14 protein-coding genes are annotated in these 13,964 nt (G+C 64.7%); 10 read left to right on the forward strand and 4 right to left on the reverse strand.

The window, feature by feature from the left end; translation table 11 throughout:
• Positions 1-220: 220 nt before the first annotated feature.
• The 5 genes from QA645_RS03960 to QA645_RS03980 all read left to right on the forward strand — a co-directional run bounded on the left by QA645_RS03960 (position 221) and on the right by QA645_RS03980 (position 6,117).
• Positions 221-1,969, forward strand: coding sequence for a type I secretion system permease/ATPase (locus QA645_RS03960; RefSeq protein WP_283048325.1), 1,749 nt, complete (start codon positions 221-223; stop codon positions 1,967-1,969).
• Positions 1,966-3,300, forward strand: a complete 1,335-nt coding sequence (locus QA645_RS03965) for an HlyD family type I secretion periplasmic adaptor subunit (protein WP_254134797.1) — start codon at positions 1,966-1,968, stop codon at positions 3,298-3,300. Before QA645_RS03960 ends, QA645_RS03965 begins: the two co-directional genes overlap by 4 nt.
• A 214-nt stretch (positions 3,301-3,514) precedes the next feature.
• On the forward strand, positions 3,515-4,984 hold the full coding sequence (locus QA645_RS03970) for an AMP nucleosidase (protein WP_254195871.1): 1,470 nt from the start codon (positions 3,515-3,517) through the stop codon (positions 4,982-4,984).
• A 146-nt stretch (positions 4,985-5,130) separates the two neighbouring features.
• Complete coding sequence (locus QA645_RS03975) at positions 5,131-5,757, forward strand: tetratricopeptide repeat protein (protein ID WP_254195870.1); 627 nt, start codon at positions 5,131-5,133, stop codon at positions 5,755-5,757.
• Positions 5,758-5,841: 84 nt separating this feature from the next.
• On the forward strand, positions 5,842-6,117 hold the full coding sequence (locus tag QA645_RS03980; RefSeq protein ID WP_254134794.1) for a DUF1488 family protein: 276 nt from the start codon (positions 5,842-5,844) through the stop codon (positions 6,115-6,117).
• A 49-nt stretch (positions 6,118-6,166) separates the two neighbouring features.
• Here QA645_RS03980 and QA645_RS03985 read toward each other — a convergent pair whose 3' ends face one another.
• Complete coding sequence (locus QA645_RS03985; RefSeq protein ID WP_283048328.1) at positions 6,167-6,649, reverse strand: CinA family protein; 483 nt, start codon at positions 6,647-6,649, stop codon at positions 6,167-6,169.
• A 168-nt stretch (positions 6,650-6,817) separates the two neighbouring features.
• Here QA645_RS03985 and QA645_RS03990 point away from each other — a divergent pair, with 168 nt between their 5' ends.
• From QA645_RS03990 to QA645_RS04000, 3 genes are read left to right on the forward strand one after another with little or no spacing between them, the layout of a single operon-like run.
• Positions 6,818-7,876 carry an amidohydrolase family protein gene (locus tag QA645_RS03990; RefSeq protein WP_254134792.1) on the forward strand — a complete coding sequence of 353 codons (1,059 nt, stop codon included), beginning with the start codon at positions 6,818-6,820 and terminating at the stop codon, positions 7,874-7,876.
• 25 nt (positions 7,877-7,901) lie between these two features.
• The gene (locus QA645_RS03995; RefSeq protein WP_254195867.1) at positions 7,902-9,011 is read left to right on the forward strand and encodes an amidohydrolase family protein; all 1,110 of its coding nucleotides are present in this window, start codon (positions 7,902-7,904) and stop codon (positions 9,009-9,011) included.
• Positions 9,011-9,424, forward strand: coding sequence for a Rieske (2Fe-2S) protein (locus tag QA645_RS04000; protein WP_283048329.1), 414 nt, complete (start codon positions 9,011-9,013; stop codon positions 9,422-9,424). Before QA645_RS03995 ends, QA645_RS04000 begins: the two co-directional genes overlap by 1 nt.
• A 206-nt stretch (positions 9,425-9,630) precedes the next feature.
• Here QA645_RS04000 and QA645_RS04005 read toward each other — a convergent pair whose 3' ends face one another.
• Both QA645_RS04005 and QA645_RS04010 read right to left on the reverse strand, forming a co-directional pair.
• On the reverse strand, positions 9,631-10,962 hold the full coding sequence (locus tag QA645_RS04005; RefSeq protein WP_254195866.1) for an MFS transporter: 1,332 nt from the start codon (positions 10,960-10,962) through the stop codon (positions 9,631-9,633).
• Between the two features lie 145 nt (positions 10,963-11,107).
• Positions 11,108-12,007: a transcriptional regulator GcvA gene (locus tag QA645_RS04010; RefSeq protein ID WP_254134789.1), complete on the reverse strand. Its 900-nt coding sequence runs from the start codon at positions 12,005-12,007 to the stop codon at positions 11,108-11,110.
• A gap of 110 nt (positions 12,008-12,117) precedes the next feature.
• Between QA645_RS04010 and QA645_RS04015 the strand changes: the two genes are divergently transcribed.
• Positions 12,118-12,321, forward strand: coding sequence for a DUF1127 domain-containing protein (locus tag QA645_RS04015; protein ID WP_254134788.1), 204 nt, complete (start codon positions 12,118-12,120; stop codon positions 12,319-12,321).
• A gap of 69 nt (positions 12,322-12,390) precedes the next feature.
• Positions 12,391-13,014: a GNAT family N-acetyltransferase gene (locus tag QA645_RS04020; protein ID WP_283048330.1), complete on the forward strand. Its 624-nt coding sequence runs from the start codon at positions 12,391-12,393 to the stop codon at positions 13,012-13,014.
• A 52-nt stretch (positions 13,015-13,066) separates the two neighbouring features.
• Here the strand turns inward: QA645_RS04020 and QA645_RS04025 are convergent, their stop codons facing one another.
• Positions 13,067-13,909, reverse strand: a complete 843-nt coding sequence (locus QA645_RS04025) for an oxidoreductase (protein ID WP_283048331.1) — start codon at positions 13,907-13,909, stop codon at positions 13,067-13,069.
• Positions 13,910-13,964 lie beyond the last annotated feature (55 nt).

Here is a 13,964-nt window from a genome sequence, read left to right on the forward strand (position 1 = left end):
CGACCCTGGGGAGAGGCGCTTGTCTTTGCTATAAAAAGCCGCAAAGACTGTGAAATACCGGACTTGCGGATCGGGCCGTCCGGGGTAGATGTGGCGAAGGCCCGGATTAATTCGATTGCATTGCAGCCGGGGAGAACCCGATATTAATCCGAGGCGCGTACGCCTCGATTAGCCTTTTAAAATCAGGGGTATCACCCCCTACCCGAAAGAGATCAGACTGATGGCAGCCGTTCCCGGCCTCCGCCGTTCAGAGCTCGGTGACGCGCTCCGTGCCTGCCGCACAGCGTTCGTCGGCGTCGGCTTCATGAGCTGCATGATCAACCTGCTCTATCTGACCGGGTCGATCTTCATGCTGGAGGTCTATGACCGGGTGCTGCCGAGCCGCAGCATTCCGACGCTGGTCGGCCTGATCGTTCTCGCCAGCGGCCTCTACATGGCGCAGGGCGTGCTCGACATGATCCGCAGCCGCATCCTCGGACGGGTCGGCACCGCGCTCGACGAAGCCCTGAACAAGCGCGTGTTCGACACCATCGTGCGCCTGCCGCTCCTGGTCGGTAACCGCAACGAAGGGCTGCAGCCGCTGCGCGACCTCGACAATGTCCGCTCCTTCCTCGGCGGCATGGGCCCGAGCGCGTTCTTCGACCTGCCCTGGCTGCCGCTCTATCTCGCCATCTGCTTCGCCTTCCACGTCATGATCGGCGTGACCGCCTTGGTCGGCGCCATCATCCTGGTCGGCCTGACACTGGTCACCGAGTACCTGTCCCGTCAGCCGGCGAAGGAGGCGATGGGCCTTGCCGCCCAGCGCAATGATCTCGCCCAGTCCAGCCGCCGCAATGCCGAAGTGCTGGTGTCGATGGGCATGGCTGGCCGGCTGAACGCGCGCTGGAGCGAGGCCAACGAAAAATACCTTGTCGGCAATCAGCGTGCGAGCGATGTCGCCGGCGGCCTTGGCGCGATCGCAAAAGTGCTGCGCATGATGCTGCAATCGGCGGTGCTCGCGGTCGGCGCCTATCTCGTCATCCATCAGGAGGCGACCGCCGGCATCATTATCGCGGGCTCGATCCTCTCGGCCCGCGCGCTGGCGCCGGTCGATCTGGCGATCGCGCATTGGAAATCCTTCGTCGCGGCGCGCCAGAGCTGGCACCGCCTCAGCCGCCTGCTGGAACAGATGCCGGCGCAGGCGACGCCGACCCAGTTGCAGGCGCCGACCAGCCGCCTCTCGGTCGAAGGCATCGCCATGGTGGCCCCGGGCGACCAGCGCCTGATCGTGCAGGACGTCACCTTCGCTCTCGAAGCCGGCAACGGTCTCGGCGTGATCGGGCCGAGCGGCTCCGGCAAATCCTCGCTGATCCGCGCGCTGGTCGGCGTCTGGTATCCGGTCCGCGGCAAGGTGCGGCTCGACGGTGCGGCGCTCGACCAATGGTCGTCCGACGTGCTCGGCCGCCACATCGGATACCTGCCGCAGGACGTCGAGTTGTTCGGCGGCACCATCGCGCAGAACATCAGCCGCTTCGACCCCGAGGCGACCTCCGACGGCATCATCTCCGCGGCCAAGGAAGCCGGCGTGCACGAGATGATCATCAAGATGCGCGAGGGCTACAACACGCAGGTCGGCGAGCAGGGCGCTTCGCTCTCCGCGGGCCAGGCCCAGCGCGTGGCGCTGGCGCGTGCGCTCTACGGCCATCCATTCCTGATCGTGCTGGACGAGCCGAACTCCAATCTCGACACCGAAGGCGATGAGGCGCTGACCCGCGCGATCCGCAGCGCGCGCGAGCGCGGCGCCATCGTCATCGTGGTGGCGCACCGGCCCATCGGCGTCGAGGCGGTCGACCAGATCCTGGTGCTTCGCGACGGCCGCATGCAGGCTTTCGGTCCGAAGGAGCAGGTGCTCGCCCAGGTGCTGCAGCCCCGCGTCGCGCCGCCGGCGCCGATCAAGATCGTCAGCGAAGGCGGAGTGGCCAAACCATGAGCACGATGACGGTTGGCGGCACGAAGCCCGCCGCGAACAGGACGGTGCGGGAGTCGATCCGCTTTCACCTGATCCTCGGCATCTCGATCGTGCTGGTGCTGGCCCTGGGCCTTGGCGGCTGGGCCTCGACGGTGCTGATCTCCGGCGCGCTGATCGCGCCGGGCCAGATCGTGGTCGAATCCAACGTCAAGAAGGTGCAGCACCCGACCGGCGGCGTGGTCGGCGAGGTGCGCGCCCGCGACGGCGACGTGGTCAAGGCGGGCGATATCGTGGTGCGGCTCGACGACACCGTCACCAAGGCCAATCTCGCCATCGTCACCAAGAATCTCGACGCCGCGCAGGCGCGCGCGGCACGGCTGCAGGCCGAGCAGCGCGGTCTCGACAAGATCGAGTTCCCGCAGTCGCTGCTCGATCGCGGCGACGATCCTGACGTCAAGGCACTGCTTTCCGCCGAAGCCAAGCTGTTCGACGTCCGCGTCAACGGCCGTGCCGGCCAGAAGGCGCAGCTGCGCGAGCGCATCCAGCAGCTCAACGAGGAAATCGAAGGTCTGTCCGCGCAGGAGAAGGCCAAGGACAAGGAGATCGTGCTGGTGCAGCAGGAGCTCACCGGCGTGCGCGATCTCTATGACAAGCACCTGGTGCAGATCTCGCGCCTGACCACGCTGGAGCGCGACTCGGCCCGCCTCAACGGCGAGCGCGCCCAATACATCGCCTCGCGGGCGCAGGCCAAGGGCAAGATCACCGAGACCGAGCTTCAGATCATCCAGGTCGACAAGGACATGGTGAGCGAGGTCTCCAAGGATCTGCGCGAGACCAACGACAAGAGCGGCGAACTGATCGAGCGCAAGGTCGCGGCCGAGGACCAGCTCCGCCGCGTCGACATTCGCGCGCCGCAGGACGGCATGGTGCTGCAATCGACGGTGCACACCGTCGGCGGCGTCGTCACCGCCGGCGATGCGCTGATGCTGATCGTGCCGCAGGCCGACGACCTCCAGGTCGAGGCCAAGGTCAATCCGGTCGACATCGACAAGCTCCAGATCGGCCAGAAGACGCTGCTGCGCCTCTCCGCCTTCAACCAGCGCACCACGCCCGAGCTCAACGGCGTCGTCAGCCGTGTCTCGCCCGACGTCACCACGGACCAGCGCACGGGCCAGAGCTACTACACCATCCGCGTCTCGATGTCGCCCGAGGAGGTCGCCCGGCTCGGCGATTCCAAGCTGATCCCCGGCATGCCGGTGGAGGCTTTCGTCCAGACCGGCGACCGTACGATGCTGTCGTACTTGCTGAAGCCGCTGCACGACCAGTTCATGCGGGCCTTCCGCGAGAAGTGACGCGCGAAAGCGCGTCATCCCGGAGCGCGCTTAGCGCGCATCCGGGATCTCGCGCCGCAGGTTCGATCTCGTAGGGTGGGCAAAGGCGCAATGCGCCGTGCTCACGATTTCTGAATGCCGAGGAAGATCGTGGGCGCGATCCGCTTTGCCCACCCTACGAGACGTTCTTCTTTGCTATAGTTCGACTCAAGCCCATCAACCCGGCGGTCGAACAATGCAATCCCCATCTCCCATCGCCACGAAATCCTTCTCCGATGCGGGTCTCGCCGTCGCCCGTCTCGAAGAGATCTACGAGCGCAACACCAAATTCCTGCGCGACCGGTTCGAGGCCTATGTCTCGGGCGAAGCGATCACGACGCGGGTGCGGGCCTATTATCCCTTCGTCCGGCTCACCACCGCGACGCATGCGCGGCTGGATTCGCGTCTCGCCTATGGCTTCGTCGCGGGGCCCGGCGTGCACGAGACCAGCGTGACGCGGCCGGATCTGTTCCGCGCCTATCTCACCGAGCAGATCGGGCTCCTGATCCAGAACCACGGCGTTCCCGTCGAGATCGGCGAGTCGGCCGAGCCGATCCCGATCCATTTCGCCTATCGCCGCGACATCAACATCGAAGCCGCCATCAGCACCAGCGAGAATTCGTCCGTCACGCGCTCGCTGCGCGATGCGTTCGACGTGCCTGATCTCGCTACGATGGACGACGCGATCGCCGACGGCACGTTCGAGCTTCAGGCCGGCGCGCCCGAGCCGCTGTCGTTGTTTCGCGCCGCCCGTGTCGACTATTCGCTGCGCCGGCTCTATCACTACACCGGCACCGATCCCGAGCATTTCCAGAACTTTGTTATCTTCACCAACTACCAGTTCTACGTCGATGCCTTTGCGCAGATGTGTCAGCAGCGGCTTCAATCCGGCGAGGCCGGCCTCGAAGCTTTCGTCGCGCCTGGCAACGTCATCACGCGCAGCGGCGGTGTGACGACCGGAGACGCGCCCACGCGTATTCCGCAGATGCCGGCGTTCCATCTGATGATGCCCGGCTATCGCGGCATCACCCTGATCAATATCGGCACCGGTCCGTCCAACGCGCGCAACGTCACCGATCACGTCGCGGTGCTGCGGCCGCATGCCTGGCTGATGCTCGGGCATTGCGCCGGCTTGCGCAACACGCAGCGGCTCGGCGACTACGTGCTCGCGCATGGCTATGTGCGCGAGGACCACGTGCTCGATCGCGAGCTGCCGCTGTGGGTGCCGATTCCGGCGCTGGCCGAGATGCAGGTCGCCCTGGAACAGGCGGTGGAGGACGTCACGGGTCTGGAAGGTTTCGAGCTCAAGCGCCTGATGCGCACGGGCACCGTCGCCAGCGTCGACAACCGCAATTGGGAGATCTCGGGGCCCGAGGTCATCCGCCGCATGTCGCAATCGCGCGCGGTCGCGCTCGACATGGAATCGGCCGCGATCGCCGCCAACGGTTACCGATTCCGCGTCCCCTACGGCACGCTGCTCTGCGTCTCCGACAAGCCGCTGCATGGTGAGATCAAGCTCGCCGGCATGGCCAGCGAATTCTACCGCCGCCGCGTCGGCCAGCATCTCGAGATCGGCCTCAAGGCGCTGGAACGGCTCAAGCAGCAGGAATCGGAGCGGCTGCATTCGCGCAAGCTGCGCAGCTTTGCCGAAGTCGCGTTCCAGTAAGCCGGCCGGAGCGGCCTGAACAACGGCAGCACGCCTGTCGTGCCGAGCCCCTGATGTGCTCGCGCGCGTGTCCCCGGGAATATCCGCGCCAGGGCAGGGTTGTCATCTCATCCGGGGTGACTTCCAGCAGACATCAGGAGACCACAATGCTCGCTCCGATCATCAGGTTTGTCGTTCGCTGCGCGTATCTCGCGGCGCTCGTCGCCCTAACCGGGTCTGGTCCTGCCTTGGCGGCAGGCGGCGGAGGTGGCGGCGGAGGCGGGGGTGGCGGTGGGGGCGGCATGGACCCCTTCGCGCACCCCTCGTCCAGCCAGAGCACGCCGGCCCCGACCTACCCGAGCCGCACCAAGGCGACCCAGAAAGGCAAGAAGCCGAACAACCAGTCGAGTATCGACGATCCCGCCTTCGCGGCCGGCTACCGCGTGGCCTATGACACCATCTACGAGCGCAACGATTATGCGAGCGCGATCGCGCAATTGAAGTCGCTTGGCCATGACGATCATCCGAACGTCGCCAACCTCATCGGCTACTCCTACCGGAAGCTCGGCGACTACGAGCAATCGCAGGTCTGGTACGAGCGCGCGCTGAAGGCGGATCCGAACCACGTCCTGACATGGCAGTACTACGGTCTGTGGCAGCTCGAGCGGGGTAACCGCGAGCAGGCGCTCTATCATCTCAGCCGGATTGCAGCCATCTGCGGCACGGATTGCGCGGAGTACAAATCGCTGGCCGCGGCACTCGATAAGCCGACTGGAACGGCGCTGGCCTATTAGGGGCCGCGCTGGTCCTGCGGCCAAGGTGACAAGGCGTCGGATTTTTTGCATTGTCCCGTTCGGGGGTGCGAACGGGACAATGGGATGCCGCTGGCGCGCGACAAGATCATCGGCCACGACCTCGAACGTCTGGCTTTCCGCTTCACCATGTTGAATGACGAGGACGTCGTGCATTGCCAGATCAGCGATGCCGCGATGGACGAGCTTGCGGGCATGCAAGGCACCGAAAGCAGCGCGCGGCAGGCGCAGTTCATGTCGCTGCGCGAGACCATCGAGCGGCTGGCCTCGGATCTCTACGACGAGGCGCCGCGATTCAAGGGCTACGTCGTGCGGATCTTTACGCGGCATCTGGGAAGATGAGCCCCAGTGTCGTCCTGGCTTTCGCCAGGACGACACTGAAACACTGCAGCTAGTCTGACAGCTTCTTCAACAACAAGTTCAGCGCCGTCGCCGCGAACACCTGCATGTTCGCGAACCGGTCGTTGTTCCCGGTCTCGAGCGTCATCACCTCCGTGGCGGGTCCGGCGACCGCCATGCAGCTATGGCCGGCGGCGTCGCCGTAGCGGTTGCCGGTCGGGCCGGCTGCGCCGGTCTCGGACAGGCCCCAGTCGGATGCGAAGCGGCCGCGCATCTGGTCGGCCAGAAGCTTTGCGTAGGGCTCCGAGGAGGAACGAAAGCCCTTCATTCCTTCATCCGAAATATCCATCAGCACGCGCCTGGCGTCGCGGGTGTAGACCACGGCGCCGCCGAGGAAATAGGCGGACGCGCCGGGCACTGCGAGCAGGCTCGCCGCGATCAGGCCGCCGGCCGAGGATTCCGCGACCGCAATGGTCTGTTTGCGCGCGATCAGTTTTGCCGCGACCTGTTCCGCAATGCTGACGAGCTCTTTCATTCCTGACCCCTTATTCCCTCGCAACTGAGCTCAGCCTTCCTAGCATATGACAGAAGCCTTGGCCGAGTTGCGGGCGGAGGGCAGGCCTGCTTGAATGGCGGACAAGGCGAGGCGGCTGAGCGCCGCCCGCGACAAGAGATGACGAGGAAACGTGAGAAGGGAGACGTGATGGCGTCCCTGATCGCCGGCGGGGTGGATTGCGATGTGCATCCGGCCGTGCCGCATCTGACCAGCCTGCTGCCCTACCTGAGCGACTATTGGCGCGATCAGGTGACGACGCGCGGCATGGTCGATCTCGTCTCGCAATCCTATCCGAAGAACTCGCCGATCGTTGCGCGACCGGATTGGCGCCCCGAGAACGGCAAGCCGGGCGAGAGCCTCGAGGACATGCAGCGCCATGTGCTCGATCCCTTCCAACTGACGCACGCCATCTGCAACCCGCTTTACGGCGTGCAGATGGTGTTTTCCGAAGACATGCAGGCCGCGTTCTGCCGCGCGCTGAACCAATGGCTCGCGAAGGAATGGCTCGACCGTGACAAGCGGCTGCGCGGCTCGATCGTGATCCCGACGCAAAGCATCGAGAAGGCCGTCGCCGAGATCGAGCGCTGTGCTGAGGACAAGCGATTCGTGCAGGTGCTGATGCTTGTCATGGGCGACACGCCGCTCGGCAAGCGCGCGCTGTGGCCGATCTACGAGGCGGCGGAACGGCACGGCCTGCCGATCGGGATCCACGCCGGTTCCGCCTATCACAATCCGCCGACCGCGGTGGGATGGGGATCCTATCACATCGAGGATTATGTTGGTCAGGCCCAGGCGTTCCAGACCCAGCTCACCAGCCTGATCGTCGAGGGTGTGTTCGCCAAATATCCGCGGCTGAAGATGGTGATGCTGGAATCCGGCGTCTCATGGATCTCGCCCTATCTCTGGCGTCTGCACAAGTTCTGGCGCGGGGTGCGGATGGAGACGCCCTGGGTCGATCGCGCGCCGCTTGAAATTGTGCGCAGCAACATCCGCTTCTCGTTACAGCCATTTGATGCGCCGCCGGACGAAGCGACATTAATTCGCCTGTTTGATCATATGCAGTCCGACGAATTAGTCCTATTCTCGACGGACTATCCGCACTGGCAGTTCGACGGCCTGGACGCGCTGCCTCAAGGTCTGTCTCCCGATCTCGTGCGCAAGATCATGATCGACAATCCGCATGCAACCTATCCCCGCCTGACGTGAGCGCGCTGCCAAAGGAGGCAAGGCGATGAATATCCAGTTCCGCGAAAACTCCGAAGCCGCTTCTCCCTTGACGACCAAGACCGCGATCGCGGACTGCGACATCCATCCGGCGCGCGCGACCCGTACCGAGCTCTATCCCTATCTCGCCAAACGCTGGCAGCATCATCTCGAGGTCTACGGCGTCCATGCCTATCAGGGCATGATGGAAGGCCCGCCCTATCCGAAGGCGCAGCCCAACGCCTCGCGCCGCGATGCTTATCCGCCGGAGGGCGGCCCGCAGGGCTCCTCGCTGTCTTTCATGCAAAAGCAGCTGCTCGATCCGAACAATGTCCAGCTCGGCGTGCTCAATCCGCTCAACACCGGGCAGGGCATCCGCAATCACGAGCTCTCGGCCGCGCTGTGCTCGGCCATCAACGACTGGCAGATCGACAAATGGACCAGCAAGGACAAGCGGCTGAAGGCCTCGATCGTCGTCGGCAATGAGGATGGCTTGTCGGCCGCGGCCGAAATCCGCGAGCGTGCCGGCGACAAGAACTTCGTGCAGGTGCTGCTGCTCAGCCGCAATGTCGAGCCGCTCGGCCAGCGCCGCTACTGGCCGATCTATCAGGCAGCGGAAGAGGCGGGTCTTCCCGTCGGCGTTCACGCCTTCGGCTTCGGCGGCAATCCGATCACGCCGTCGGGCTGGCCGTCCTATTACATCGAGGAGATGGTGGGGCATTCGCAGTGCCAGCAATCGGCGCTGGCGAGCCTTGTTCTGGAAGGCGTGTTCGAGCGCTTCCCGAAACTGAAGATGGTGATGATCGAGGCCGGCTTCGGCTGGGCGCCGTCGCTGGCGTGGCGGCTCGACAAGGTCTGGCAGCGGCTGCGCAGCGAAGTGCCGCATGTGAAGCGGCCGCCGTCGGAATATATCCGCGAGCAGGTGTGGTGGACGACGCAGCCGATGGAAGACCCCGAGCGGCGCGAGGATCTGTTCGACGTCATCAACTGGATCGGCTGGGACCGTCTGTTGTTCGCGACAGACTATCCGCATTGGGACTACGACGAGCCGTCGCGCGTGCTGCCGGCGGGTGTCAGCGAAGCCAATCGCTCGGCGTTCTATCTCGGCAATGCCAAGCAGCTTTACGGGATTGCTTGATGGCGCGGCATGTGATTGCCGCGGTCGATGAGTTACCGCCCGGCACGCGAAAATTTCTGGAGATCGACGGCCGGCCGATCGCTGTCTTCAACATCAAGGGCGAGTATTTCGGCCTGATGAACCGCTGCCCGCATCAGGGCGCGGCGCTGTGCGAGGGGCCGCTGATCGGGCTCGCACAGTCGCGTGACCCCGGCGAGATCGAATATACCAAACTCGGCGAGATCATTCGCTGTCCCTGGCACGGCTGGGAGTTCGACATCCGTACCGGCCAGTCCTATTGCGACCCCCGCCGCTTCCGCGTGAAGGCCTATCCGGCCCATGTCGAGCCCGGCGCGAGCGTGGTGAAGGGACCGTATGTCGCCGAGACGATCGCTGTGAAGGTCGAGAGCGACTACGTGGTGGTGGAACTGTAGCTGCGCTTACCCTCCCCTGGAGGGGGAGGGTCGACTTCCATTGAGCGAAGCGAAATGGAAGTCGGGGTGGGGTGATCTCTCAGCACGGGCAGTACTCGATGTGGAGAGACCGTCACCCCACCCCGGTCCGCATTCCGCTTCGCTCCATGCGCACCGACCCTCCCCCTCCAGGGGAGGGTGAAGATTCGCGGTGATCCAAGTGACCGCTAATGCCCCGTCGCCGGTTCCGCCGCCGTATCATATGTCGGCACCGCCTTGCCGCCGTCGCGATAGACGATCAGCGCGGCGATGATGCCGAGTGCTGCCGCGAACATCAGCCAGGCGCCGGGCATGGCCTTGTTGCCGGTCTGCTCGATCAGCCAGGTCGAGGCGAACGGCGTGAAGGTGCCGAACAGCGCGGCCGCGAGCGCGAAGGCCAGCGAGAAGCAGGTCGTGCGCACATGCGCCGGCACGATCTCGACCAGTGCACCGAGCATGGTGCCGCTGTACATGCCGAAATAGAACGAGAACATCATCTCGACGGCGAGCAGCTTGCCGAAGGTCGGCGCGGCCACCAGCCAGCTCAGCGCCGGATAGGCGGTGAGCAGCGCCAGCGTGGCGATGGCGAGCAGCACCGGCTTGCGGCCGATCCGGTCGGACAGCGCGCCGCCGACCGGATTCCAGATGAAGTTCGTGACGGCGACCAGCAGCGTGACCAGCAGCGCATCCTGCGTCGACAGCTTCAGCACGGTCTTGCCGAAGGTCGGCGTGTAGACGGTGACGAAGTAGAACGTCGTCGTGGTCAGGATCGCGATCATCATGCCGAGGATGACGATGCGCCAGTTGGCGAGCGCGGAAGCGAACACTTCGCTGGCGGTCGGGTGCTTCTTCATCGCGAGGAAGGCCGGCGTTTCCTCCAGCGTGCGCCGCAGGAAGAAGATCAGGGGAATGATCAGGCAGCCGACGAAGAACGGAATGCGCCAGCCCCAGGACGCGACCGTATCGGCCGGCATCAGCTCGGACAGGATGTAGCCGAGGATCGAGGCCACGAAGATCGCGACTTGCTGGCTCGACGACTGGAACGAGGTGTAGAAGCCGCGATTGCCGGGCGTGGAGATTTCCGCGAGATAGACCGAGACGCCGCCGAGCTCGACGCCGGCGGAGAAGCCCTGCAACAGGCGCCCGATCAGCACGATGATCGGTGCCGCGATGCCGATGGTCGCATAGCTCGGGCAGAATGCGATGACGACGGTGCCGATGGCCATGATGCCGAGCGTGACGATCAGGCCCTGACGGCGGCCGATGCGGTCGATGTAGGCGCCGAGCACGATCGCGCCGACCGGGCGCATCAGCGCGCCGAGCCAGAACACGCCAAAGGTGTTGAGCAGCGATGCGGTCTCGTTGGTGGAGGGGAAGAACGCCTTGCCGATCGCGGCGGCATAGAAGCCGAACAGGAAGAAGTCGAACTGTTCGAGGAAATTGCCCGACGTGGCGCGCAGGATCGCGCCGATGCGCGACTTGATCTCGGGCGGATTGGTTGATGCTGCTGGTCCAGCCATTGACGTTTGCTCCCCTGGAAGACGTGGCCGGACCGGAACTCATTTTCACGGCAAGGCGACAGATTGTTGCTGTGACAATCTGTCTAACCCCTCTCGCGCGAGGCCTTGCGAGTCAACCCATTTCGCTGCGGAAGCTGATGATTTTTCAGGCTTTATTCTGCGTTGCAGCGATCATCCATTGGCGGAAGGCGGCAAGCTTTGGCGCCTCGCGACGGCCTTCCGGAGAGACCAGGTAAAAGCCCGCGTCGGCCGGAAGGGCGATCTTGAAGGGAACCACCAATCGCCCCTTGGCGATGTCGTCACTCACGTAGGAGGTGCGGCCCATCGCAACGCCAATGCCGTCGATCGCGGCCTGGATGGTCATGAAGATCATGTCGAAGGTGATGCCGGGCTGCTTGGCGATGTCGGCCGGCAGGCCCGCCGCGGTCAGCCACAGCCGCCAGTCGTCGCTGTTGGCGTTGGATGTGTGCAGCAACGGATAGCCGCGGAGATCCTCCGGCCGGCGCAGCGGCTTGTCGCCGCGCAGCAGAGATGGGCTGCACACCGGGAACAGCTCATCCGCCATCAACCAGTCGGCGCGCAGGCCCGGCCATTGGCCGCGGCCGTAGCGGATTGCGGCGTCGACATCGTCGCGCTGGAAGTCGACGAGGCTGGTCGAGGTGGTGATGCGGACGTCGATGCCGGGATGCGCCTCCTGGAAATCGGTCAGCCGCGGCAGCAGCCATTTGGCGGCGAGCGAGGCCAGGGTCGAGACCGTCAGCACCTTGTCGTCGTCCTTGCGCAGCAACCGGTCGGTCGCCAGGCGGAGGTCATTGAAGGCGGCGCGGACGCCGGGGAGGTAGTCGCGCGCCTCCGCTGTCAGGGCCAGCGCGCGGTTCTGGCGGATGAACAGGCGGATGCCGAGTTCCTCCTCGAGCCGCCGAATCTGATGGCTGATCGCGGTCTGCGTCACGTTCAGCTCGCTGGCGGCCAGCGTAAAGCTGAGATGGCGCGCGGCGGCCTCAAACGCCCGCAATCCGTTCAGGGAGGGCAATCTGGCAGTCATTTGGCAGCAGGATGCATGAGTTTATTTCATGCGAAGAGGTACAAATTGTCGTTTGTCGAGCGTCGCGCGCAGGAGGATATTCGCTTCAAATTTAGCTCGAGGAGCTGAAAATGTCTACTTGCACCGACAATTCGATGACAAATCATCATGCACCCGGCCTGCTCTACCAGATCGGAGAGACCCTCCATGTCTGGCACGAGCGTTACCGGACCCGTCGCGAACTGACCAACTGGACCGCCCGCGATCTCCACGATGTCGGCCTGTCCTGGACCGATGTCGCGTACGAGGCCGACAAACCCTTCTGGCGGGCCTGATTGGCCGCCAGGCCGGCGCCGCCTGATCACAGGGGCGCCGGCGGTCCCTCTTCCTTTGAGGCTCGTGTCATGAGCATCCTTCGCCCGGAAGATCTGAAGCAGTATTCGGACGTGCTGCGCACCCGACAGGGCGAGCCGCTCAACGTCCGCTTCGTCGAGCCGGGTGACACCGAGGAGCTTCAGCACTATTTCCGTTCACTCTCGACCCGGTCCCGGTACAACCGCTTCTTCGGCGCCCTCAGTGAGCTGCCGAAGGGTCTGCTGAGCGAGTTCCTCGATATCGGAGCGCGCGAACGCTTTACCGTCGTTGCGACCAAGATGGTCGACGGCTTCGAGACCATTGTCGCTGAAGCGCGTTACGCCTTCCATATCGAGACCTCGACACTGGAATTCGGCCTCTCGGTCGATGACCGCTGGCAGGGCCACGGCATTGCAACCGCACTTCTGAAGAATCTCGAATGCCGCGCCGCCGCGCTTGGTGCCGAGCACATCTTTGGTGACACGCTGCGTTCCAACCAGACCATGATCTCGCTCGCGCGTAAATCCGGCTTCGCCTTCGTCAATCATCCTGACGACTGGAAGCTGGTGCGCTTCGACAAGGAGATCCACGTCGCTCCCAAGGACATTCCCTGCGCGAGCTGGCGTCTTGCAGCGCTTTCCCGTCAGGCCGATAGCCCCTCAGCCTCGGCCTGACACCACTCCAAGCCCGGCCTGGCCAAGCCAGTGCCGGGCATTTTTTTTGCCTTCACGCAGGATCGTCATTGGTGAAGTCGGTCGACGTCGCGACCGTCCGCCATGCCGCGAGCTCCTTTGCCACGAAGGCGTTCTTGGTCTCGATCCGCTCCACCGTGTCGCTGCCGAGCGGCAGCCGCAGCGGCGGGTTCTTGGCATCGGCGAGCGTCAGGAAGGCCTGGGCCAGCTTGCGCGGATCGCCGCGCTGGCCGTGATTGAATTCGGCCGCATGCGCGCGAGTCTTGCCGACGCTTTCGTGATAGTCGTCGATCGTCTGCGTCGTGCGCGACAGCGAGGACTCGTCGAGGAAGTCGGTGCGGAAGAAGCCCGGCTCGACCACGGTCACCTTGATGCCGAGCGGCGCGACTTCGCCAGCCAGCGCTTCACTGAGGCCCTCGACCGCGAACTTGGTCGCACCATAAACGCCCCAGCCGGGATAGCCGGTGTAGCCACCGACCGACGAGATGTTGATGACGTGGCCCGAACGCTGCCGGCGCATATGCGGCAGCACGGCGCGGGTGACGCCGAGCAGGCCGAACACGTTCGTCGCGAACAGCTTTTGCGTCTCCGCGCCGCTCGCTTCCTCGATCGCGCCCAACAGGCCGTAGCCGGCATTGTTGACGAGGATGTCGATGCGGCCGAACTTTTTCACCGCCTGGCCGGCCGCCTCATGGCCCTCGGCCTCGCTGGTGACGTCGAGCCGGGTGGCGAGCAGCCGCTCGTGGTTGCCCAGCCGCGCGGTGATGGTCGACGGATCGCGCGCGGTTGCGACCACGGCGTCGCCGGCCTTCAGGGCTGCCTCGGCGATCAATGCGCCAAAACCGCGGGATGCTCCTGTGATGAACCAGACACGCATGATGTTGCCCTTTCCAATTTGGCCGGCGATGTGCCGAAGCCGATGGGCAAGGTGT

This window comes from Bradyrhizobium sp. CIAT3101 (genome assembly GCF_029714945.1).
GTDB lineage: Bacteria > Pseudomonadota > Alphaproteobacteria > Rhizobiales > Xanthobacteraceae > Bradyrhizobium.